At 69.0% G+C, this 21,991-nt stretch carries 19 protein-coding genes and 1 riboswitch; of the genes, 10 read left to right on the plus strand and 9 right to left on the minus strand.

Annotation, left to right across the window (positions count from 1 at the left end; all coding sequences use genetic code 11):
- Positions 1 to 215: 215 nt before the first annotated feature.
- On the plus strand, positions 216 to 1,571 hold the full coding sequence (locus tag MKK67_RS24290; protein ID WP_243970318.1) for an esterase-like activity of phytase family protein: 1,356 nt from the start codon (positions 216 to 218) through the stop codon (positions 1,569 to 1,571).
- Positions 1,572 to 1,578: 7 nt separating this feature from the next.
- Here MKK67_RS24290 and MKK67_RS24295 read toward each other — a convergent pair whose 3' ends face one another.
- The 7 genes from MKK67_RS24295 to dnaG form a co-directional block, all read right to left on the minus strand.
- On the minus strand, positions 1,579 to 2,205 hold the full coding sequence (locus MKK67_RS24295) for a thiamine phosphate synthase (RefSeq protein ID WP_243970320.1): 627 nt from the start codon (positions 2,203 to 2,205) through the stop codon (positions 1,579 to 1,581).
- Complete coding sequence (locus MKK67_RS24300; protein ID WP_243970322.1) at positions 2,202 to 3,005, minus strand: thiazole synthase; 804 nt, start codon at positions 3,003 to 3,005, stop codon at positions 2,202 to 2,204. Before MKK67_RS24300 ends, MKK67_RS24295 begins: the two co-directional genes overlap by 4 nt.
- 2 nt (positions 3,006 to 3,007) lie before the next feature.
- Complete coding sequence (thiS, locus tag MKK67_RS24305) at positions 3,008 to 3,220, minus strand: sulfur carrier protein ThiS (protein WP_243970324.1); 213 nt, start codon at positions 3,218 to 3,220, stop codon at positions 3,008 to 3,010.
- On the minus strand, positions 3,217 to 4,440 hold the full coding sequence (thiO, locus tag MKK67_RS24310) for a glycine oxidase ThiO (RefSeq protein ID WP_243970326.1): 1,224 nt from the start codon (positions 4,438 to 4,440) through the stop codon (positions 3,217 to 3,219). Before thiO ends, thiS begins: the two co-directional genes overlap by 4 nt.
- A 64-nt stretch (positions 4,441 to 4,504) precedes the next feature.
- Positions 4,505 to 4,633, minus strand: a riboswitch (TPP riboswitch).
- A 120-nt stretch (positions 4,634 to 4,753) separates the two neighbouring features.
- The gene (locus tag MKK67_RS24315) at positions 4,754 to 6,013 is read right to left on the minus strand and encodes an adenylate/guanylate cyclase domain-containing protein (protein WP_243970328.1); all 1,260 of its coding nucleotides are present in this window, start codon (positions 6,011 to 6,013) and stop codon (positions 4,754 to 4,756) included.
- Between the two features lie 76 nt (positions 6,014 to 6,089).
- A complete protein-coding gene (gene rpoD, locus MKK67_RS24320) occupies positions 6,090 to 8,090 on the minus strand; it encodes an RNA polymerase sigma factor RpoD (protein ID WP_243970329.1) in 2,001 nt (666 codons plus the stop codon).
- A 200-nt stretch (positions 8,091 to 8,290) separates the two neighbouring features.
- Positions 8,291 to 10,189: a DNA primase gene (gene dnaG / locus MKK67_RS24325; protein WP_243970331.1), complete on the minus strand. Its 1,899-nt coding sequence runs from the start codon at positions 10,187 to 10,189 to the stop codon at positions 8,291 to 8,293.
- Positions 10,190 to 10,358: 169 nt separating this feature from the next.
- Between dnaG and MKK67_RS24330 the strand changes: the two genes are divergently transcribed.
- Entirely contained in the window at positions 10,359 to 10,673 is a 315-nt protein-coding gene (locus MKK67_RS24330; protein ID WP_243970333.1) for a BrnA antitoxin family protein, read from the plus strand.
- Between the two features lie 2 nt (positions 10,674 to 10,675).
- On the opposite strand, the gene MKK67_RS24335 is transcribed toward MKK67_RS24330, so the two are convergent.
- Complete coding sequence (locus tag MKK67_RS24335; RefSeq protein WP_243970335.1) at positions 10,676 to 11,137, minus strand: GatB/YqeY domain-containing protein; 462 nt, start codon at positions 11,135 to 11,137, stop codon at positions 10,676 to 10,678.
- 192 nt (positions 11,138 to 11,329) lie between these two features.
- On the opposite strand from MKK67_RS24335, the gene carA reads away from it, so the two are divergent.
- Positions 11,330 to 12,562 carry a glutamine-hydrolyzing carbamoyl-phosphate synthase small subunit gene (gene carA, locus MKK67_RS24340; protein WP_243970337.1) on the plus strand — a complete coding sequence of 411 codons (1,233 nt, stop codon included), beginning with the start codon at positions 11,330 to 11,332 and terminating at the stop codon, positions 12,560 to 12,562.
- A gap of 123 nt (positions 12,563 to 12,685) precedes the next feature.
- Positions 12,686 to 13,063: a hypothetical protein gene (locus MKK67_RS24345; RefSeq protein WP_243970339.1), complete on the plus strand. Its 378-nt coding sequence runs from the start codon at positions 12,686 to 12,688 to the stop codon at positions 13,061 to 13,063.
- Positions 13,064 to 13,095: 32 nt separating this feature from the next.
- Here the strand turns inward: MKK67_RS24345 and MKK67_RS24350 are convergent, their stop codons facing one another.
- The gene (locus tag MKK67_RS24350; RefSeq protein WP_243970342.1) at positions 13,096 to 13,530 is read right to left on the minus strand and encodes a pseudoazurin; all 435 of its coding nucleotides are present in this window, start codon (positions 13,528 to 13,530) and stop codon (positions 13,096 to 13,098) included.
- A 305-nt stretch (positions 13,531 to 13,835) separates the two neighbouring features.
- Between MKK67_RS24350 and carB the strand changes: the two genes are divergently transcribed.
- From carB to MKK67_RS24380, 6 genes are all read left to right on the plus strand, one after another.
- Positions 13,836 to 17,309 (plus strand): carbamoyl-phosphate synthase large subunit, encoded by a 3,474-nt coding sequence (gene carB / locus MKK67_RS24355; RefSeq protein WP_243970344.1) that lies wholly within the window; start codon positions 13,836 to 13,838, stop codon positions 17,307 to 17,309.
- A gap of 90 nt (positions 17,310 to 17,399) precedes the next feature.
- Entirely contained in the window at positions 17,400 to 17,876 is a 477-nt protein-coding gene (greA, locus tag MKK67_RS24360; protein WP_187277678.1) for a transcription elongation factor GreA, read from the plus strand.
- Positions 17,877 to 17,880: 4 nt separating this feature from the next.
- On the plus strand, positions 17,881 to 18,384 hold the full coding sequence (locus tag MKK67_RS24365) for a hypothetical protein (RefSeq protein ID WP_243970346.1): 504 nt from the start codon (positions 17,881 to 17,883) through the stop codon (positions 18,382 to 18,384).
- A 33-nt stretch (positions 18,385 to 18,417) separates the two neighbouring features.
- Positions 18,418 to 19,467 (plus strand): mitochondrial fission ELM1 family protein, encoded by a 1,050-nt coding sequence (locus tag MKK67_RS24370; RefSeq protein ID WP_243970348.1) that lies wholly within the window; start codon positions 18,418 to 18,420, stop codon positions 19,465 to 19,467.
- 14 nt (positions 19,468 to 19,481) lie between these two features.
- Positions 19,482 to 20,462 (plus strand): thioredoxin-disulfide reductase, encoded by a 981-nt coding sequence (gene trxB, locus MKK67_RS24375; protein WP_243970349.1) that lies wholly within the window; start codon positions 19,482 to 19,484, stop codon positions 20,460 to 20,462.
- Between the two features lie 263 nt (positions 20,463 to 20,725).
- Positions 20,726 to 21,616: a LysR family transcriptional regulator gene (locus MKK67_RS24380; RefSeq protein ID WP_243949111.1), complete on the plus strand. Its 891-nt coding sequence runs from the start codon at positions 20,726 to 20,728 to the stop codon at positions 21,614 to 21,616.
- The last annotated feature ends 375 nt before the right edge of the window (positions 21,617 to 21,991 follow it).

Below are 21,991 nucleotides of genomic sequence, written 5' to 3' on the forward strand. Positions count from 1 at the left end.
GCTCTTGCACCGTCGCCGGCTCTGGATTGCCGCCTCCGGCGGCCCTTTCGGTGCCCTAGACGCGCGGGACGATGACGCGCACGCGGAAGCGGGTGCGTCACGTCTTGCACGTGGCGTTGTGCTGACATCATGGGTGCGGGGCTCATCCAGCGGTGTCACCGACGTGACGCATGGCTCTGCCATGGGGCGGATCTTCCTCGCTGGATCCTGCCACGATGCGTTCGCCCTGCTTTTCGGCCCTGCTCGTCTCGACCTGCCTCAGTCTCGTCACGGGCGCATCCGCCGAGACCCTTTATCCAGCCACCTTGGCGGGCCATGTCGTCCTGCCAGCCCTGAGCTTCGTTGCGCCGCCTGCCGATGTGCCGGCGGACCTGAAGGTGACCGGCAAATTTACCACCGGCCGGCGGGTCGATCAGCCCGGCACCGTCGAGATCCTGGATGACGGCCGGCCCACCGGCGTGAAGCTGCCCCTGGCGGGCGTCCCGCTCCAGGGCCATTCCGGCATCAAGCGGATGCCGGACGGCACGTTCTGGGTCATCACCGACAATGGCTTCGGCGCGAAGGCGAATTCGCCGGACGCCATGCTGTACCTCAACCATTACCGCATGAACTGGAGGGCCGGCACGGTGGAGCGGCTGGGCACCGTGTTCCTGCGCGATCCCGACAAGCGCGTGCCGTTCCGGATCGCCAACGAGGCGACCACGACCCGCTACCTGACCGGGTCCGACTTCGACACCGAGAGCTTTCAGTTCGTCGGCGACAAGATCTGGATCGGCGACGAGTTCGGCCCCTACCTGATCCGCGCCGACAAGACCGGCCGGGTCGAGGCGGTGTTCGAGACGCAGCTCGACGGAAAGGTGCTGCGCTCGCCCGACCATGTCGCGGTGACGACGCCCGGCGTCCCGGGCGGCACCGTGGCCTTCGAGATCCGCCGCTCGAAGGGTTTCGAGGGCATGGCCGCCTCGCCGGACGGCAAATTCCTCTATCCGCTCCTCGAAGGGCCGGTCTGGGACGCCGACAAGAAGGCGTTCGAGCAGGATTCCGACGGCCGCCCCTTCCTGCGCATCCTCGAATTCGACGTCGCCGGCGCGCGCTGGACCGGGCGCTCCTGGAGATACGTGCTGGAGGCCAACGGCAACGCCATCGGCGACTTCAACCTGATCGACGCGACCCACGGCCTCATCATCGAGCGCGACGACAACGAGGGCACCACCGACCGCGCCTGCCCGGCCGGGGAGAAGCGCCCGGATTGCTTCGCGACGCCGGCCAAGTTCAAGCGCGTGTTCAAGATCGAGATGAACGAGGGGAATGTCGGCAGCCCGGTGCGCAAGATCGGCGCGATCGACCTGCTGCACATCGCCGATCCGCAGCATCTCGCCCGCAAGCCGCTGACCGACGGCGCCCTCGCCTTCCCGTTCTTCACCATCGAGAACGTCGACCGGGTCGATGCTACGCACATCATCATCGGCAACGACAACAACCTGCCCTACTCGGCGAGCCGCGACCCGGCGAAGGCGGACGACAACGAGTTCGTGCTGCTCGATGTCGGGGAATTCCTGGCGGCCCAGTAGCAGCGGGTCACCCGGCCCACGCGGCCAGGAAGGCGCGGGCTACGGCGGCCGGATCGGCGGCGCGCATCAGCCCGCCCATCACGGCGGCGCCAGCTGCGCCCGCGTCCCGACACGCGGGAATGCGGTCGACCGTGATACCGCCCAAGGCGACCACCGGCAGGCCGGTGCGCCGGGAAGCGGCGATGCCCTCCGGGCCGAGGGCCGGGCCGTAGCCGGGCTTGCTGGCGGTGGGGTAGATCGGGCTCAACGTGACATAGTCGGCGCCGGCCGCGGCAGCGATCTCCGCCTCGGCGGGCGTGTGGACCGAGACACCGATCAGCGCGCCGGGTCCCAGAACCTCGCGCGCCGCTGCGATCGCCTCCGGCCCGCTTCCGCCGCCGAGATGCACGCCGTCGGCGCCGAGCGCGCGGGCCAGCGCGACATCGCCGCCGACCGTCAGGAACGCGCCGGCGGCGCGCGTCCGGGCGGCGACATCCGTGCCGAGCTGCCGCCGTGCTTCCGGATCCAGATCACGGTCGCGGAACCAGACCCAGCGGGCGCCGCCGTCGAGAACCGCCTGCACGGTGTCGGCCAGGGGACGGGACTGCCCGTGCCGGTCCGTCACCGCGAGCAGGCGGGACGGCAGCGGTCTCACGAACCGACGAGGCCGAGCTGTGGGCTCGACGGGTCGGCCCGGCCGCGGCGCGGGATCCGGCCGGCGCAATACGCGTCGCGGCCCGCCTCGACGGCCCGGCCCATGGCGCGGGCCATCCGCACCGGGTCGTCGGCCTTGGCGATGGCGGTGTTGATCAGGCAAGCGGCCGCGCCCAGCTCCATGGCGATGACCGCGTCGGAGGCCGTGCCGATGCCGGCATCGACGATCACCGGCACGCCGGCCCGGCGGCAGATCAGCTCGATATTGGCCGGGTTGGCCACGCCCATGCCGGAGCCGATCAGCGAGCCCATCGGCATGATCGCGGCGCAGCCGAGATCCTCCAGGCGCTGGCAGACCACCGGATCGTCGTTGCAATAGGGCAGGACCACGAAGCCCGAATCCACGAGGTGGCGGCAGGCCTCGATCAGCTCGGCCACATCCGGGTAGAGGGTCTCGCGGTCACCGATCACCTCGACCTTGATCCAGGTGGTGTCGAGCGCCTCGCGGGCGAGCTCCGCGGTCATGATCGCGTCGCGGGCGGTCTCGCAGCCGGCGGTGTTGGGCAGGAACCGCTTTCCCTTGAGGATGCGCACGGTGTCGGAGCCGTGGCCCTGAAGCGAGACCCGGCGGATCGAGGCGGTGACCACCTCGGCCCCGGAGACCGCGACGGCGTCGCGCATGATCGCCTGGGTCGGGTAGCCGGCGGTGCCGATGAACAGCCGCGAGGACAGCTCAACCCCGGCGACGGTGAAGCGGTCCGCGTCGGCCTCGGGGCGCAGCGGCGTGACGATCTGGTCCATGGTCAACCTCCCTGCATGGCGCGGACGATCTCGACGCGATCGCCCTCGGCGACGGGCGTCTCGTCCCAGTCCCGGCGGCGCAGCACGCGGCCGTTCAGCGCGATGGCGACGCCCTGCGGGCTCTCGATGCCGGTCTCCTCGGCCTCGACCCGGAACAGGGCCGCGATGGTCTCGACCGCGTGCTCGCGCGGCTCGCCGTTCACCAGAAGCTTCATGCCGAGGCCCTCCGGGGTTCGGGTTGGGCGAAGCGCGCCCGGGTGAACGGTCTGGCGATCTCGGGGAGCGCGCCATCCGTCACCAGCGCGGCGACCGCGTCGGCGGTGACCGGGGCGAGCAGGTAGCCGTTGCGGTGATGGCCGGTGGCGGCGACGAGGCCCGGCGCCAGGGTGTCGATGATCGGTGCATCGTCGTCCGAGGTCGGGCGGTAGCCGCTCCACACGGCCTCGACCTCCATCTCCTCGATGCCGGGCAGCACCCGGCGGGCGCCCTCCAGCAGCGCGTAGAGGCCGCCGGCGGTGACGCCGGGGCGGAAGCCGCAATCCTCGACGGTGGCGCCAACGATCAGCTGGCCGTCGCTCTTCGGCGCCATGTGGACCTGCTCGGTCCAGATCATCCGGCCGAGGGTGCCGGTGCGGGCGGTGGTGCGCAAAGCCAGAGACTGGCCCTTGAGCGGGCGCACCGGCAGGGCGAGGGCTTCGGGCAGCAGCCCGCCCTCCCCGCTCCAGGCGCCGGAGGCCAGCACGACGGTGCCGGCCGTGACGCCCTGATCGCCGACGCGGATGCCGGTGACGGCCCCGCCGGACCAGTCGAGCCCGGTCACCGCACTATGCTCCACCAGGGTCACGCCGGCGCGCCGGCAAGCCTCGGCCAGCGCCGCCATGACGAGGCGGGGATCGACCTGGTGATCCAGCGGGCAATGGACGCCCGCGGTGACGGAGGGGCGTAAGCCCGGCTCCAGGCGCCGCACCTCGGTGCCCGACAGCCACGCGGCGTCGAGGCCCGAACGGCGTTGCAGGTCGTAGCGGAAGCGCAGGCGCTCGACCTCGTCGCGGCCGATGGCGACCACCACGGTCCCATCGGGCCGGTAATCGATTGGCAGGCCGCTCTCGGCTTCGAGCGCATCGCGAAAGCCCGGCCAGAGCCGCAGGGATTCGAGGGCGAGCGGCAGGAGCGGGTCCGAGCCGGGCTCGTGCTCGGCGGCCGGGGCGAGCATGCCGGTGGCGGCGAGGCTCGCGCCCGCGCCGATCGTGTCGCGCTCGACGACGACCACCGAGCGGCCCGCCCGGGCCAGACGCCACGCGATCGACAGTCCGATCAACCCGCCGCCGACGATGGCGACATCCGCCCGCGCGGGCATCGAAGCCGGCGCGGCGAGACCGGCCGGGATGCGGCGGCGTCCGATCGGTGAAACGGGGCGGTCAAAGGCCAAGATCATCTCCGCGGGATTCCGTCGCGAAGATCGGGCCGTCTGCTTCGGTGAGAAGCTGTGGCCTGCCTTTCGGGCAGCCGCGGTCCAATCCCTACGCCGGTATGAGCCGGATCAGGTTCAAAGGATTTCCGCGCCGCAGGTCCGTGAGGACGTGCCAGCGGTTTCTCAGCCCCTTGCCGGGGATCTCCCTGGAACAGGCATAGATCTGGTCGCGCGGAGAGCGCCGGTCAACCCCGGGGCTAGCCGGTCGGGCCTGCGGGGAGAACAATCGGCAGGTCGCAGTCAGCGTCCGAAGACGAAACCGGTTGCGATGGGCCGATCAGCTCGGCGTCCGCGGCCGCAAAAATTTCGGCCGGAACACCGCCATGGGCTCGCGGAACCCGTCGAGGACATGCTCGCCCAGTGGGATCGGATCGCCCCAGAGGAAATCCACGAACGGCTTCGACATCAGCAGCGGCTCGCCGAGCTGCCGGTTCAGCCGTGACAGGCGGCTCGCGAGGTTCACGTCGCGGCCGATCACCGTGAAGTCGAGCCGGGAGCCGGAGCCGACATTGCCGTAGGCGGCCTCGCCGTGATGAAGCGCGATCCCGGCGGCCACCGGTACAGCGAACTGATGCAGGGCATTGGCCTCGTCGAGGGCCGCCAGCGCGTGCTGGGCGGCCGTGAGCGCGCCCTTGGCGGCGCCCCCGAGATCGTCCCCGGATTCGCGAAAAATCGCCAGCAGACCGTCGCCCAGGTATTTCAGGACTTCGCCGCCTTCCCGCTCGATCGGCGGCACCAGGCAATCGAAGAACACGTTGAGCAGCCCGACCGCCTCCTCGGGGGTCATGTCGGCGGAGGTGCGCGTGTAGTCGCGCATGTCGGCGAACAGGATCGCCGAGCGGATCCGCGTCACCTGCCCGCGGCGGATGTCGCCCGCCAGGATCGCCCGGTGCGGCTCGTCGCCGACATAGAGCCGCAGCACGTGGTCGAGCTGCTTGTTGAGCACGCGCATCTCCACGACCGCGGCCAAAGCCGGCATGACGAAGCGCAGGATCGCGATGTCGTCGTCACCGAACCCGTCGGGCGCCTTCGTCGCGAAGGTGATGCCGTTCTTGGTGCCGTTGGTGAAGAACAGCGGCGCCACGACGTAGTGGGTGTAGCCGCCGGCCTTCAGGTCCGGGATGATCGCGTAGGCGTCGTCCGGCGTCTCGGCGACGTCGAGGATCAGCCATTCGCCGGTCTCGTGGACCGTGTGGAACGGGCTGCTGAGATAGGCTTCCTGCGAGCGGCTCCCGTGCGGGAACAGGCGCACGCTGGTGCCGCCGTCCCGGGTCCAGACCCGGCCGACCCCGGCATATTCCGAGTGCAGGGTGTCGATCGCCGTGGAGGCCCGGTCCACCGGAACGCCGACCGCGATCAAGCGCTCGGCGAGGCCGGAGAGCATGTCTTCGGCCTTCTCCAGCCGGGCGCCCTCGCCCAGCAGCCAGTCCCGGATGCCCACCGAGGGCTGGAGCGCGCCGAAGGGCACGTCGTCGGCTTCGGAGCCGTCCGCGAAGGCCGTCGGCAATCCGGGCGTTGGCGGGCGGCGTTCGAGCATGGCGCCACAATGGGGTCCGCGCAGCCCGGTGGCAACGCGGTCAAAGGAGAGGCGCCGCGGAATCCGCGGCGGGGGCTCAGTTGTCCAGGAAGCTCCGGAGCTTCCGGCTGCGCGACGGGTGCTTCAGCTTGCGCAGGGCCTTGGCCTCGATCTGCCGGATGCGCTCGCGGGTCACCGAGAATTGCTGGCCGACCTCTTCGAGGGTGTGGTCGGTGTTCATGCCGATGCCGAAGCGCATGCGCAGCACGCGCTCCTCGCGCGGGGTCAACGACGCCAGGACGCGGGTCGTGGTCTCGCGCAGGTTCGACTGGATCGCCGCGTCGATCGGCAGAACGACGTTCTTGTCCTCGATGAAGTCGCCGAGGTGGCTGTCCTCCTCGTCGCCGATCGGGGTTTCGAGGGAGATCGGCTCCTTGGCGATCTTCAGGACTTTTCGCACCTTCTCCAGCGGCATCGCCAGCTTCTCGGCCAGCTCCTCCGGGGTCGGCTCGCGGCCGATCTCGTGCAGCATCTGGCGCGAGGTCCGGACGATCTTGTTGATCGTCTCGATCATGTGCACCGGGATGCGGATCGTGCGGGCCTGGTCGGCGATCGAGCGGGTGATCGCCTGCCGGATCCACCACGTGGCGTAGGTCGAGAACTTGTAGCCGCGCCGGTACTCGAACTTGTCCACCGCCTTCATCAGGCCGATGTTGCCCTCTTGGATCAGGTCCAGGAACTGCAGTCCGCGGTTCGTGTACTTCTTGGCGATCGAGATCACGAGGCGCAGGTTGGCCTCGATCATCTCCTTCTTGGCCTGCCGGGCCTCGCGCTCGCCCTTCTGGACCATGTTGACGATGCGGCGGTACTCGCCGATCTCCAGGCCGGTCTCGGAGGCGAGGTCGAGGATCTGGGCGCGCAGCTCCGTCACCTGCTTCGAGCCGCGCTCGACCAGGTTCTTCCAGCCCTTGCCGCCCAGCGTGCCGACGCGCTCCATCCAGTTCGGATCGAGCTCGTAGCCCTGGTAGTGGCGCAGGAACTCGTCCCGGGCCACGCCGTGGCTCTCGGCATAGCGCATCAGCCGGCCCTCGTGGCCGATCAGCTGCTTGTTGATCGAGTAGAGCTGGCCGACCAGCGCCTCGATGCGGTTGTTGTTGAGTGACAGCGACTTCACGTCGGCGACGACGCTGTCCTTCAGCTCGATCTGCTTCTGGTTCTGGGCCGGGCTGTTCTTGTCGCCGGCGGCCTTGCGCTCGGCGCCCTCGGTCTGGAACTTGCGCAGCTTGCGGTAGTTCGCGGCGATCGCGTCGAAGGTCTCGAGGACCCGCGGCTTGATCTCGGCCTCCATCGCGGCGAGCGAGACGTTGTTCTCGAGGTCGTCCTCGTCGTCGCCGCCTTCCGGGGGCGCCGGCGGCTCGGCCTCCTCGGCCCCCTCCTCGCTCTCGCCCTCGGCGATCTGCGGGGCGTTCTTGCCGTCGGGGCCGGCATAGGTCGCTTCGAGATCGATGATGTCGCGCAGGAGGACCTTGCCCTCCACGAGCTCGTCCCGCCAGATGATGATCGCCTGGAAGGTCAGCGGGCTCTCGCAGAGGCCCGCGATCATCGCCTCGCGGCCGGCCTCGATGCGCTTGGCGATCGCGATCTCGCCCTCGCGGGACAGGAGCTCCACCGAGCCCATCTCGCGCAGGTACATCCGCACCGGATCGTCGGTGCGGTCGGTCGGCTCCTTGGTGGTCGTGGTGACCGCGACGGCGCGCGTCGGCGCGACCTCGGCCACCTCGCCGCCCTCGGATTCTTCCTCTTCGCCGTCGGCGCCGTTCGCGGTCTTCTCGGTGGCGGCCGCCTCGTCGGTCTCCTCGGCCTCCACGACGTTTATGCCCATCTCGGACAGCTGCGAGAGCACGTCCTCGAGCTGGTCGGGGTCGGACTGGCCCTCGGGCAGCACCTCGTTGACCTCTTCGTAGGTCACGTAGCCGCGCTTCTTGGCGAGCTTGACCATCCGCTTGACCGCGGCATCCGTCAGGTCGAGGAGCGGCCCGTCGGTCTGCTGCTCGGGGGCAGCGTCCGTCTCGTCCCGTTCCGTTGCCTTCGTCGCCATGATCAGCCTATTGTTCCGGATGCGGCGCACTGCGGAGGCCTGAAGAAGGCCGGTCCACGCCGTCGGCGCCGCGATACTTGCGAGTGGCCCCGGATTGCTCCGGACGCCTTGAGTCGTCGGGTTCCGTATGCAAGCCTGAGGCTTGACCGATTGTTAACTATGGCGGGGTTCTGCCCGCCGTCACCGCCATCGCACAGCCCTCATGCAGCGGTCGAGTCGCTCGACACCGGCTTATCGGCTTCAGCCTCGGCGGCGATGACGGTCTCCAGCCTCGCCTTGACTTCGCAGAGCCATGCCCACCCGGCATCGGTCGGATCGTCCTCAAACGCCTGCCGTGCTTCGCGAAGTTCGCTATGTAGCGCTCCTGCCTGCCGGTGCAAGATCATCGCCTGTCTGAGAGCGTCCGCGCGCTGCTGCGGATCGGCGTGCGGAGACAGCGTAATCCGGTCGCGAGAGCGTGCCAGCGCGAGAATCCGCTCCGCAGCCTCTGCGAGACCGGCCCGTGTGATGCGGCTTTGCAACAGGTCGGCATTCGTTTGCCCGTCCTCTGCGGCAGATGCGACCAGGACCGACAGGAGCGCCCGGGCGTCCGGATCCTCGAAGTCGAGTTCCGAGACCTCGTCGCCGAACTCGGCGAGCATTTCGGGGTGGACCAGCAGGGTGCCGGCGATCACCGCCTCGCGGACCGGCGCCGCGCCGGAGAAGCCCGCCGAGGCGGTCATCGATGCGCTGGGGCTGCCGGTGATGCGCGGCGAGACCGGCTCGCCCGGCCGGACGAACCGCCGGCCTTGCCCTTGCCCCTTCGGCCCATTCCCGGCCGAACGCGAGGCGCGGGGCGACAGGCTGCGCAGCCGCTCCTCGATGTCGTCGCGGTAGTAGCGCTTGACCGTCTCGTCGCGGATCGTGGCGACGGTGGCGCGCAGCGTCTGCGTCAGCCCGGCCCGCCGCTCGGGCGTATCGGCCGGACCAGATTCGAGCGCCCGGCGCCAGAGCAGTTCCGACAAAGGCAAAGCAGCCTGCAGCACCTGGTCGATCGCCCCGGGACCGCCCGAGCGCAGCAGGTCGTCCGGATCCTGGCCGCCGGGCAGCAGAGCGATCCGCAAGGACCGGCCGGGTTCGAGGGCAGGAAGCGCGATGTCGAGCGCCCGGAACGCCGCCCGCTGGCCGGCCTTGTCGCCGTCGAAGCACAGGATCGGCTCGTCGGCGTGGCGCCAGAGCAGGGCCAGCTGCTCCTCGGTCAGCGCGGTGCCCAGCGGCGCCACCGTCTCGGGATGGCCGGCCAGCGTCATGGCGATGACGTCGACATAGCCCTCGACCGCGATGATCGAGCCGCGTTCGTGCGACGCCTTGCGGGCGCCGTGGAGGTTGTAGAGCGTCCGGCCCTTGTGGAAGAGCGGCGTCTCCGGCGAGTTCAGATACTTGGCGCGCACCTCCTTGGAGAGCGCCCGCCCCCCGAAGGCGACGACCCGGCCGCGGGTGTCGGTGATCGGGAACATCACCCGGTCGCGGAAATAATCGTACGGGACCGAGACATCCTCGCCGCCGGCGAGCAGGCCCAATTCGACCATCAGCGCCTTGTCGACCCCCTGCCCGGCGAGGTGGTCGCGGAGCGCATAGCGCTCGTTCGGCGCGTAGCCGAGCCGGAAGGCCCGCTGGGTCTCGTCCTTCAGCCCCCGACGTTCGAGATAGGCCCGGGCCTCGCTCCCCTGCCCCGCGCGCAGCCGTTCCTCGAACCACCGGGCGGCCATCTCCATGACCTCGATGGCTCCCGCGCGCTTCTGCTCGCTGGCGCGGTTGTCCTCGGTGGGCGCCGGCAGGGTGACGCCAGCCTCGCTCGCCAGCCGCTCCACGGCCTCGGGGAAGCTCAGGCCTTCGGTTTCCATCAGGAAGGTGAAGATGTCGCCGTGCTTGGACGAGGAGAAGCAGTGATAGAACTGCTTCTGGTCGTTCACGTAGAAGGACGGCGTCTTCTCGGCGTTGAACGGCGACAGGCCGCGCCATTCGCGGCCGGCCTTCTTCAGCTGCACCCGCCGCCCGACCACGGAGGAGGCCGGCAGCCGGGCGCGGATCTCTTCCAGGATGTGGGGGGGATAGCGCACGGGGCCTGCGGGTCGATTGCCTGACCGCTGGATATAGCGCGATGGGGCTGGTGGAGTCTCCCGCGGTCATTCACGTGTTGGGCTGGGCGGGGATTGCGGGGAGAAATGCCCTCGATATCTTCGATGGCCCGCGCCTGCCGGATCATCTCCGCGAGCTCTGCGAGGCGACATGAGAGACAAGCCTACACGGCGCGCTTCGGCAACTGACTGCACGGTCGGCCGAACGGACTGGGACCGGATCGCCGCCCTCGGCGATGCCGAGATCGCCGCCGCCGTGGCGGAGGATCCGGATGCGGCAGCCCCCGATATCGATTGGTCGCGCGCCGAGGTCATGATGCCCCCGCGCAAGGTTCCGGTCTCGATCCGGCTCGACACCGACGTGCTCGATTTCTTCAAGCACGAGGGTGCCGGCTTTCAGAGCCGTATCAACGCGGTGCTGCGGAGCTACATGGCCGCGCGGATCGCCCGCGGGGGTGATGATTGAGTTCAGCCCTTCGCCGCCAGCGCGGCCTTCACCAGCCCGCTCGCCTTGGCGAAATCCATACGACCCGCGTAGCTGCCCTTCAGCGCGGCGATGACCCGGCCCATATCCTTCTGACCGGCGGCGCCGGTCTCCTGGATCGCGGCATCGACCGCGGCCTTGGTCTCGGCCTCGTCCATCTGCTTGGGCAGGAACGCTTCGATGATCGCGATCTCGGCGCGTTCGTTGGCGGCGAGCTCCGGGCGGCCGCCCTGCTCGTAGACCGAAGCGGATTCGGTCCGCTGCTTGATCATCTTCTGAAGCAGCGACAGGATCTCTTCGTCGGAGGCCGGCTCCTTGCCGAGGCCGCGGGCCTCGATATCCTTGTCCTTGAGGGCGGCCTGGATCATCCGCACGGTGGCGAGCTTGTCCTTGTCGCCGGCCTTCATGGCCTCCTTCATCTCGGTGGTGAGGCGGGCGCGCAGCATCTCGATAAACCTTCCGACGGGAGAAACGGGGGGCTGGCCTGCAGTTTGCGGGTGTTGAGCGGCTTCAGCCACAGGGCCACATTGACCCCATCGCGGGCCGCTCGTTAAGAGCGCCGCACACGATCATGCCGCCAGCCGAGCGCGCCGCAACGCGGTGCCTGCCTTCGGCCGGACATAAGCGAGACCGACCCGATGCTGCAAGACGCCGCCGCGCAGGCCTCCAAACCCGCTGCCCCCGAGCCCTGGGCGGAGCCCGTTGCGACGGCCCTGCTGGTGCTGGCGGACGGGACCATCCTGGAGGGCTTCGGCATCGGCCGGACCGGCATCGCCGACGGCGAGGTCTGCTTCAACACGGCGATGACCGGGTACCAGGAAATCCTGACCGACCCGTCCTATGCTGGGCAGATCGTCACCTTCACCTTCCCGCATATCGGCAACGTCGGCACCAACGACGAGGATCTGGAGAGCCTGGAGGCGGCGCCGGCCTCCGGCGTGCGCGGCACCGTGATCGCCTCGGCGGTGACCAAGCCGTCGAGTTGGCGCTCCTCGTCGCATCTCGACGGCTGGCTCGACGCCCGCGGGATCGTTGGCATCACCGGTATCGACACCCGGGCGCTGACCGCCCGCATCCGCGACCACGGCATGCCCAACGCCGTGATCGCCAACGATCCCGAAGGCCGGTTCGACCGCGAGGCTCTGAAGGCGCGCGCCGCGGCCCTGGCCCCCATGGAGGGCCTGGACCTCGTCCCGCCGGTGACCAGCCGCGAAACCTCGGAATGGTCGGAGACCATCTGGGCGCTCGGCGACGGCTACGGCAAGCGCGGGACCCGCGACGGCCTGAAGGTCGTGGCGATCGATTACGGCGTGAAGCGCAACATCCTGCGGCTGCTGGCCCAGGCCGGCTGCGACGTCACCGTGGTGCCGGCCACCACCAGCGCGGAGGACATCCTGGCGCTGAAGCCCGACGGCGTGTTCCTCTCCAACGGCCCCGGCGATCCGGCGGCCACCGGCACCTATGCCGTGCCGGTGATCCGCAAGCTGCTGGACGAGAAGGTGCCCACCTTCGGCATCTGCCTTGGGCACCAGCTCATGGGCCTCGCGCTCGGTGGCCGGACCGTGAAGATGGGCCAAGGCCATCACGGGGCGAATCACCCGGTGAAGGACAAGACCACCGGCAAGGTCGAGATCGTGTCGATGAACCACGGTTTCGCGGTGGATCCCGCGAGCCTGCCGGCGAGCGCGGTCGAGACCCATGTCTCGCTGTTCGACGGCTCGAATTGCGGCCTCACCCTGACCGACCGGCCGGCCTTCTCGGTGCAGCACCACCCGGAGGCCTCGCCCGGCCCGCGCGACAGCCACTACCTGTTCGAGCGCTTCGTCACGCTGATGCGCTCCGGCGAGCCGGAGAAGGCCACCGACGCCTGATACGCGAGGTGCGGCGCGGTCCCATTCAGGCCGCGCCGGGGTCACAGAATCTGCGAATTCCGGAGGTCTAAGGAACCCCTCGACGGACCGCGCATGGCGGTTTCGTCCGAAGGGGATTGCCGGATGACCATCGACGAGGCACGCGACGACTTCTCCCGTCTGCACCGCACGTTCATGGTCCATCTCGGCATCGCCGCCGGCCTCGCCTGGGCCACGGCCCTCTACGCTGCCCTCTATGCCCCGTGGGTGCGCAACATCCGCGCCCTGATCGATCCGGCGGCCGGTCTCGACCGGGTCGAGAGCACGGTCTCCTACCTGTTCGCCATGCCGGCGGTGCTCGTGCTCGCCTGGGTGTCCCTGTATTTCGGCCGCGAGATGCTGCGCCGGGCGCAGACGCTCTCGAACGTGGCACTGGAATTCGCCGCCGCGGCCCTGGTCGCCTTCGGGATCTTTTATCTGTCCATCGACCGGGCGCTCGCCGCGCTCCACGCCGGGTTCTGAGCGGGGGCGGCGGGCCGCCCCCGCCGGGACCCCTACTCCACCTTCTCGAACAGCGGCTCGAAACGCTTGGCGGCCAGCTTACCGTGCTGGACCGCCTTGGCGGTCTCCAGGTTCTTCGGCTTGTCGCCGACCTCGATCAGGCCGACCATCCCCATGATGTAATGCGGCGCGCACTTGAAGCCGTAGAGGCCGGGCTTCTCGAAGGTCACGGTCTCCTCCTTGCCGACCACGGTCTTGAAGCTCGGCGCGCCCTCGGGCGCCATGCCCTTGATGAGCTCGGCGTTGTGGCCCTTGTCGGTCGGCACGAACCGCACCGTGTCCCCGGGTTGAATCTTCACGAAGGCCGGATCGAAGACCATCATCCCGCCCGGGCCGCTGTTGAGCGTCTTGATGGAGACTTCCGTGGCCTGCGCCCCCGCTGCCGCGCCGAGCAGAAGCATCGCCGCACTGAACGTTTCCCTGATCATCGTCTATCTCGAATTGGTATTGTTTTAATCGGCGGATCCGTCGATCGCAAAAGCTTTATGGCCCGCGAAAAGACTCCGCAACGCCGCGGATGATCTCTCGGATATTTGAGAATTATTCGACTTTGGCCCTGGGCTCGCCAGCGCCGGCGCGGAGGGTCCGGAAACGGCCGCCGTGCCCCGGCCTTCCAATGCGCCGATCCCCCGTGTAAACGCGGCGTTCAACGACAATCCCGCCACGCGCGTCCGGGAGCAGGGCCGATCCGAGCCGTGCCCGACCGGGCGCGCTTGGCCTGAAAAGGCCGCAGATGCCCAAGCGCACCGACATTTCCTCGATCCTCATCGTCGGTGCGGGGCCGATCATCATCGGGCAGGCCTGCGAGTTCGACTATTCCGGGACCCAGGCCTGCAAGGCGCTCCGCGAAGAGGGCTACCGGATCGTCCTGGTGAATTCGAACCCGGCGACGATCATGACCGACCCGGACATGGCGGACGCGACCTATGTCGAGCCGATCACCCCGGAGATCGTCGCCAAGATCATCGAGAAGGAGCGCCCCGACGCGATCCTGCCGACCATGGGCGGTCAGACGGCGCTGAACTGCGCCCTGTCGCTGCAGAAGATGGGCGTGCTCGCCAAGTACGGCGTGCAGATGATCGGCGCCACGGCAGAGGCCATCGACAAGGCCGAGGACCGGAGCCTGTTCCGGGACGCCATGACCAAGATCGGGCTCGACACCCCGAAATCGGCGCTGGCCAACGCCTCCGCGGCCAAGAAGGCCGACCGGGAGAAGTTTTTAACCGAGATCGCCAAGATCGAGGCCGCCAACCCCGACCAGCAGGCGCGCGCCGCGGCGATCGCGGCCTTCGAGCGCAAGTGGCAATCCGGTGAGTCCGAGCGGCGCAAGCGCTACGGCGAGCACGCCCTTGGGCAGGCCCTGATCGCTCTGGCCGAGGTCGGCCTGCCGGCGATCATCCGCCCGTCCTTCACCATGGGCGGCACCGGCGGCGGCATCGCCTACAACCGCGAGGAATTCCTCGACATTGTCGAGCGCGGCATCGACGCGTCCCCGACCAACGAGGTCCTGATCGAGGAGAGCGTCCTCGGCTGGAAGGAATACGAGATGGAGGTCGTCCGCGATAAGGCGGACAACTGCATCATCGTCTGCTCCATCGAGAACATCGACCCGATGGGCGTGCATACCGGCGACTCGATCACCGTCGCCCCGGCCCTGACGCTCACCGACAAGGAATACCAGGTGATGCGCGACGCATCCCTGGCGGTGCTCCGCGAGATCGGCGTCGAGACCGGCGGCTCCAACGTGCAGTTCGCGATCAACCCCGAGAACGGGCGCATGATCGTGATCGAGATGAACCCGCGCGTCTCGCGCTCCTCGGCGCTCGCCTCGAAGGCCACGGGCTTCCCGATCGCCAAGGTCGCGGCCAAGCTCGCGGTCGGCTACACCCTGGACGAGATCGCCAACGACATCACCGGCGGCGCGACCCCGGCCTCGTTCGAGCCGACGATCGACTACGTCGTCACCAAGATCCCGCGCTTCGCCTTCGAGAAATTCCCCGGCGCCGAGCCGACCCTGACCACCGCGATGAAGTCGGTGGGCGAGGCGATGGCGATCGGCCGCTGCTTCGCAGAATCGCTGCAGAAGGCCCTGCGGTCGCTGGAGACCGGGCTCACCGGCCTCGACGAGATCGAGATCGAGGGGCTGGGCCGCGGCGACGACCACAACGCCATCAAGGCGGCGCTCGGCGTGCCGACGCCGGACCGTCTGCTCAAGATCGCCCAGGCCCTGCGGCTCGGCGTGAGCCACGCGGAGGTCCATGCCTCCTGCAAGGTTGATCCGTGGTTCCTGGAGCAGATCCAGGCGATCGTCGATCTGGAGAACCGGGTGAAGGCGCACGGCTTGCCGCGCACCCCCGGGGCGTTCCGTCAGCTCAAGGCCGCGGGTTTCTCCGATGCACGCTTGGCCGTGCTGGCGAAGACCGAGGAGGCGGACGTGCGCGCCCTGCGCCGCTCGCTCGACGTGCGTCCGGTGTTCAAGCGCATCGACACCTGCGCGGCCGAGTTCAAGGCGCCGACCGCCTACATGTACTCGACCTACGTGGCCCCGTTCGCCGGCACCGTGGTGGACGAGGCGCGACCCACGGACGCCAAGAAGATCATCATCCTGGGCGGCGGCCCGAACCGGATCGGCCAGGGCATCGAGTTCGACTATTGCTGCTGCCACGCCTGCTACGCGCTGTCGGAGGCCGGCTACGAGACCATCATGGTCAACTGCAACCCGGAGACGGTCTCCACCGACTACGACACCTCGGACCGGCTCTATTTCGAGCCGCTGACCGCCGAGGACGTGCTGGAGATCATCGAGACCGAGCGGCAGGCCGGCACCCTGCACGGGGTCATCGTGCAGTTCGGCGGCCAGACGCCGCTCAAGCTCGCCCGGGCCCTCGAAGCGGCCGGCGTGCCGATCCTCGGCACCTCGCCCGACGCGATCGACCTCGCCGAGGACCGCGACCAGTTCAAGCGGCTCCTCGACAAGCTCGGCATGAAGCAGCCGAAGAACGGCATCGCCTATTCCGTCGAGCAGAGCCGGCTGATCGCCTCTGAGCTCGGCCTGCCCTTCGTGGTGCGCCCGAGCTACGTGCTGGGCGGCCGCGCCATGGCGATCATCCGCGACGAGAGCCAGTTCGCCGACTACCTGCTCGGCACCCTGCCCAGCCTGATCCCGTCCGACGTCGTCGCCCGCTACCCGAACGACAAGACCGGGCAGATCAACACGGTGCTGGGCAAGAACCCACTGCTGTTCGACCGCTACCTGTCGGACGCGACCGAGATCGACGTGGACGCGGTCTGCGATGGACAGGACGTGTTCATCGCCGGGATCATGGAGCACATCGAGGAGGCCGGCATCCACTCGGGCGATTCCGCCTGCTCCCTGCCGTCGCGCTCGCTCTCGCCGGAGACCATCGCCGAGCTGGAGCGTCAGACCACCGCGATGGCGCTGGCCCTGAAGGTCGGCGGCCTGATGAACGTCCAGTACGCGATCAAGGACGGCGACATCTACGTGCTGGAGGTGAACCCGCGCGCCTCCCGCACCGTGCCGTTCGTCGCCAAGGTGATCGGCGAGCCGATCGCCAAGATCGCCGCCCGGGTGATGGCCGGCGAGAAGCTCGCGAGCTTCGGCCTGAAGCGCAAGGAACTGGCCCATATCGCGGTCAAGGAGGCGGTGTTCCCGTTCGCGCGCTTCCCCGGCGTCGACGTGCTGCTCGGACCGGAGATGCGCTCCACCGGCGAGGTGATCGGGCTCGATGCCAGCTTCGGCGTGGCCTTCGCCAAGAGCCAGCTCGGCTCCGGCACGCAGGTGCCGCGCTCCGGCACGGTGTTCGTCTCGGTGCGCGATGCCGACAAGGCCCGGATCCTGCCGAGCGTGAAGCTCCTCTCCGATCTCGGCTTCTCGATCCTGGCCACCGGCGGGACGCAGAAATTCCTGGTCGAGAGCGGCGTGCCGGCCGAGCGCGTGAACAAGGTGTTGGAGGGCCGGCCGCACGTGGTCGACTCGATCAAGAACGGCGACATCCAGCTCGTGCTGAACACGACCGAGGGTGCCGGCGCGCTGTCGGACTCGCGCTCGCTCCGCCGCGCGGCCCTCTTGCATAAGGTGCCGTATTACACCACTCTAGCCGGCGCGATGGCGGCGGCCGAAGGGATCAAGGCCTATCTAGAAGGCGATCTCCAGGTTCGCGCCTTGCAAGAATACTTCGCGGCCTGAGCCTCAGGGTCCCGCTGACTTAACTTCGTGGCCCGGGGAGAGTGCTCCACTCTCGGCCGGGCCTCTTCATTGTGGCGCGAGACGATGACGATAGACAAGGTTCCGATCACGGTACGCGGTTTCGCGGCTCTCGAGGAGGAGCTGAAGCACCGCCAGCAGGTAGAGCGCCAGCGCATCGTCGCGGCGATCGCCGAGGCCCGCGCGCACGGAGACCTGTCCGAGAACGCCGAGTATCACGCCGCCAAGGAGGCGCAGTCCCACAATGAGGGGCGCGTGATGGAGCTCGAGAGCATGATCGCGCGTGCCGAGATCATCGATGTCTCGAAGCTGTCCGGCGACAAGATCAAGTTCGGCGCCACCGTGAAACTCGTGGACGAGGACACGGAGGAAGAGAAGACCTACCAGATCGTCGGCGAGCCCGAGGCCGACGTGCATGCCGGGCGCGTCTCGATCACGTCGCCGATCGCCCGCGCGCTCATCGGCAAGGGGGTCGGCGACACGGTCGAGGTCACGACGCCGGGCGGCGGCAAGTCCTACGAGGTCGTCGGCGTCCAGTTCGGCGGCTGAGCGCATGCTATCGCGTCTCTGGGGCCGGCTCGCCGGCCTCGTCCTCTGCGGCTTCGCGGGGGCGGCAACTGCGGCCGGCGATTTTCCGTCGACCGCTTTCTTCTCGGATGTCCGGGTCGACGTGCGGCCCCTTCGGGCGGCCGGCGCCGGACTCCAGGCCGAGGCGCTGGCCGCCGACCTGACCGGGGCCCTGCGCAAGACTTTCGCAGACCGGATCGGTGGCGGCGGGCCCCGCCTCGTCGTCGTGGTGAAGGCCCTGTCGCTGCGGCCCTATGTCGGCGGCGGCGCGTTCCGCGGCCGAGGCGGCAACTTCGAAACCGATTACCTGGAGGGCGAGGCGCTGCTCGTCGGCCGCAACGGGCAGGTGCTCGGCCGGCACCCGCAGATGACCGCGACGCCGTCGAGCTATGGCGGCGCCTGGTACGCCCCGGATTTCGAGGCGCGGCGTCTGGCGGCCATCGCTGACATCTACGCCCAGTGGCTCGCCCGCGACCTGCCGCGGGATTAGCCCAAGCCCGGCCTGCGGTGTAAGGCGTTTCCGATGAGCAGCATCGACGTGTCGGAGGCGAAGCCCGCCCTCCCGGCCCAGACATCCGCGCGGCGCGAGCCCCTTCCCGAACTGTCCCAGGCCCGGGCCTGGATCATCACCGACGGCAAGGCCGGCGACGAGAACCAGTGCGTCGGCATCGCCGAGACCCTCGGGGTCCCGTTCGAGATCCGCCAGGTCCCGGCCGCGGGGCCGTTCGGCTGGATCGCCCCCTGGGGTCCGATCGATCCGCGCGAGAGCCCGCGCCGCCGCAACGGCGCCCTGTCCGGACCCTATCCGGACCTGCTGATCGCCTCGGGCCGCCGGGCGGTGCCGTATCTCCGGGCGCTGCGCAACGCGACGCAGGGGCGGACCTTCACGGCCTTCCTCAAGGATCCGCGGACGGGCGCGGACAGCGCCGATTTCATCTGGGTGCCGGATTACGACGACCTGCGCGGCCCCAACGTTTTCACCACCCTGACTGCGCCGCACCTCGTCACCGCCGCCCGACTGGCTCAGGCCCGCGCTCATCCGGATCCGCGGCTCGCCAGCGTCGACGGCCCGCGGGTCGCGGTGCTGGTCGGCGGCGACAGCCGGCACCTGAGCTACCGCAAGACCGACATGCAGCGCCTCGTCACGGAGCTGCGCGGGCTGATCGATCAGGGCTGCCGGCTGATGGTGACGATCTCACGCCGGACGCCCAACCCGCTGCGCGACGCGGTCAAGACACTGACCGCCGAGACCGGGGGCTTCCTTTGGGACGGCACCGGCGACAATCCCTACGTCGCCATGCTGGCGCTCGCCGAGGCGATCGTGGTCACCTCGGATTCGGCCAACATGGTCAGCGAGGCGGTGGCGACCGGCGCGCCGGTCCTGCTGTTCGACCTGCCGCGCACCTATATCCGGCACCGGCGGATGTTCGCCGGCCTGGCGATCGCGGGTGCGCTGCGGCCGTTCACCGGTCGCTTAGTCGATCTGCCGTACAAGCCGATCGACGCGACCCCGGTGATAGCCGAGGCGCTCGCCAAGGCTTACGCTGCGCACCGCAGCGCGGATTCGGTCTGAAGGGAACGAGAGAGATGGCCCACACGCACGCCAAGCTCGTGATCGTCGGATCCGGCCCGGCCGGCTACACGGCCGCGATCTACGCGGCCCGCGCGATGGTCGAGCCGCTGCTGATCTCCGGCTTCCAGCCCGGCGGCCAGCTGATGATCACCACCGATGTCGAGAACTATCCCGGCTTCGCCGAGGCGATCCAGGGGCCTTGGCTTATGGAGCAGATGCGGCTGCAGGCCGAGCATGTCGGGACCAAGATCGTCTCCGAATACATCACCTCGGTCGATCTCAAGCAGCGGCCGTTCCGGCTGGTGGCCGATTCCGGCGAGACCTATTCCTGCGATGCCCTGATCATCGCCACCGGCGCCCAGGCGAAGTGGCTCGGCCTGCCCTCGGAGGCGGCGTTCCAGGGTGGCGGCGTCTCGGCCTGCGCGACCTGCGACGGCTTCTTCTTCCGCGGCAAGGAGGTCGTGGTGGTCGGCGGCGGAAACACCGCCGTCGAGGAGGCTTTGTACCTCGCCAACATCGCCAAGAAGGTCACCGTCGTGCATCGCCGCGACAGCTTCCGGGCCGAGCGGATCCTGCAGGAGCGGCTGTTCAAGCATCCGAACGTCGAGGTGCTGTGGCACCGGGAGGTCGCGGAGATCTGTGGCGTCCAGAAGCCGGCCGCGACCGTCACCCATGTCCGGCTCAAGGACCCGCGCTCGGGCGAGATCAGCGACGTGCCGGCCGACGGCATTTTCGTGGCGATCGGCCACCAGCCGGCCACCGGGATCTTCGAGGGCCAGCTGCCGATGCGCCACGGCGGCTACCTGTCGGTGAAGCCCGGGACCACGGAGACCGAGATCCCCGGCGTGTTCGCCGCGGGCGACGTCACCGACGACGTCTACCGGCAGGCGATCACGGCCGCCGGCATGGGCTGCATGGCGGCCCTGGAAGCGGAGAAATTCCTCGCCAACCTGGAGATCGGCGAGACGCCACTCCAAGCCGCTGCGGCGGAGTGAGACCACGCAGCGCGGGCCGCTCCGCGCTGTTGGACCAAAGTCCTGTCAACAAGATCGCGATCTCAGCGCTTGCATCCGACCATGCGCCGGGCGCATAGGGGTTCTGACCGGGCAGGGCTGCAATCGTTGCATGCCCCTGCAGCGCCGGCCGCGCCCCCTTGGCGTCGGTCGCACGCGCATCGCTCGGTCCATCGCCCGACGCAAGTGCGGCTCGGTCCGAGCCGGGCGTCGGGTGCGGATTCGCGTTGGTGGGGGTTCTCGCCTTGGATTGGGACAAGATCCGGATCTTCCTGAACGTCGCGGAGGCGGGCAGCTTCACCAAGGCGGGCGACGATATCGGCCTCAGCCAGTCGGCGGTCAGCCGCCAGATCAGCGCCCTGGAGCGCGAGCTGAAGGCACCGTTGTTCCACCGCCATGCCCGCGGATTGATCCTGACCGAGCAGGGCGACCTGCTGTTCCGCGCCGCCCGGGACATGAAGCTGCGCCTGGAGAACACCCGGGCGCGGCTGGTCGAGACCTCAGAGCGGCCGACCGGCGACCTCAAGGTCACCACCACCGTGGGCCTGGGCACCTCGTGGCTGTCGCAGCGGGTCGGCGAGTTCCTGGACCTCTACCCGGATGTCCGCATCGAGCTGATCCTCACCAATGAGGAACTCGACCTCGCCATGCGCGAGGCCGACGTGGCGATCCGCATGCGCCGCCCGGCCCAGCCGGACCTGATCCAGCGCCGGCTGTTCACCGTGCACTACCACGCCTACGCGAGCGTCGATTACGTCAAGCGCTTCGGCGAGCCCAAGAGCATCGAGGAACTCGACGATCACCGCCTCGTCTCGTTCGGCGGCAACGAGCCGTCCTACCTGCTGGCGGCCCATTGGCTGGCCGATGCCGGGCGCGAGGGCCGCGACCGGCGCAGCGTCCACCTGACCGTGAACAATATCGGCGCGCTGCAGCGGGCCATGGAGGCGGGCGCCGGCATCGGCATCCTGCCCGACTACGCGGTGGACGGCGACCAGCAGCTCACCCAGGTCCTGCGCGACACCGAGATGCCGAGCCTGGAGAGCTATCTGGTCTATGCCGAGGAGATGCGCTCGGTCGCCCGGGTTCAGGCGTTCCGCGACTTCCTGGTCTCGAAGGCGCAGCGCTGGACCTATTGATCGCCACCGTGACGAGAGACTGAGAGCCAGTTTGACTGTGCGATCACAGTTGAATGACGTTTCTGATCGACGGAGATCCTCATCCCTCCCCTCATCCTGAGGTGCTGCGCAGCAGCCTCGAAGGAGCCCTCCAAGGATCGCCCGGCCGGCTGGAGGGCTCCTTCGAGGGCTCCGCTCCGCTACGCCGCCTCAGGATGAGGTTGAGAATGGGAATGACCGGTCAAATAGGCCCTGAGGCATCAGGGCCGTGCGTTCGGAACCGGCTCTGTAAGTTCAGCCTCCATCCCGTCATTCCGGGGCGCCGCAGGCGAGCCCGGAATCCAGAGCCGCCGACGGTGCAAGAGCTAGCTCCGCCTATGGTTCTGGATTCCGGGC

The organism is Methylobacterium sp. J-072, from assembly GCF_022829425.1.
Taxonomy (GTDB): domain Bacteria; phylum Pseudomonadota; class Alphaproteobacteria; order Rhizobiales; family Beijerinckiaceae; genus Methylobacterium.

Bases quoted from the DNA above. Each gene is read 5' to 3' on its own strand.
- MKK67_RS24290 (WP_243970318.1), top strand. From the start codon at position 216: ATGCGTTCGCCCTGCTTTTCGGCCCTGCTCGTCTCGACCTGCCTCAGT.
- MKK67_RS24300 (WP_243970322.1), bottom strand. From the start codon at position 3,005: ATGGACCAGATCGTCACGCCGCTGCGCCCCGAGGCCGACGCGGACCGC.
- thiS (WP_243970324.1), bottom strand. From the start codon at position 3,220: ATGAAGCTTCTGGTGAACGGCGAGCCGCGCGAGCACGCGGTCGAGACC.
- thiO (WP_243970326.1), bottom strand. From the start codon at position 4,440: ATGATCTTGGCCTTTGACCGCCCCGTTTCACCGATCGGACGCCGCCGC.
- MKK67_RS24315 (WP_243970328.1), bottom strand. From the start codon at position 6,013: ATGCTCGAACGCCGCCCGCCAACGCCCGGATTGCCGACGGCCTTCGCG.
- rpoD (WP_243970329.1), bottom strand. From the start codon at position 8,090: ATGGCGACGAAGGCAACGGAACGGGACGAGACGGACGCTGCCCCCGAG.
- MKK67_RS24330 (WP_243970333.1), top strand. From the start codon at position 10,359: ATGAGAGACAAGCCTACACGGCGCGCTTCGGCAACTGACTGCACGGTC.
- MKK67_RS24335 (WP_243970335.1), bottom strand. From the start codon at position 11,137: ATGCTGCGCGCCCGCCTCACCACCGAGATGAAGGAGGCCATGAAGGCC.
- carA (WP_243970337.1), top strand. From the start codon at position 11,330: ATGCTGCAAGACGCCGCCGCGCAGGCCTCCAAACCCGCTGCCCCCGAG.
- MKK67_RS24345 (WP_243970339.1), top strand. From the start codon at position 12,686: ATGACCATCGACGAGGCACGCGACGACTTCTCCCGTCTGCACCGCACG.
- MKK67_RS24350 (WP_243970342.1), bottom strand. From the start codon at position 13,530: ATGATCAGGGAAACGTTCAGTGCGGCGATGCTTCTGCTCGGCGCGGCA.
- carB (WP_243970344.1), top strand. From the start codon at position 13,836: ATGCCCAAGCGCACCGACATTTCCTCGATCCTCATCGTCGGTGCGGGG.
- MKK67_RS24365 (WP_243970346.1), top strand. From the start codon at position 17,881: ATGCTATCGCGTCTCTGGGGCCGGCTCGCCGGCCTCGTCCTCTGCGGC.
- MKK67_RS24370 (WP_243970348.1), top strand. From the start codon at position 18,418: ATGAGCAGCATCGACGTGTCGGAGGCGAAGCCCGCCCTCCCGGCCCAG.
- trxB (WP_243970349.1), top strand. From the start codon at position 19,482: ATGGCCCACACGCACGCCAAGCTCGTGATCGTCGGATCCGGCCCGGCC.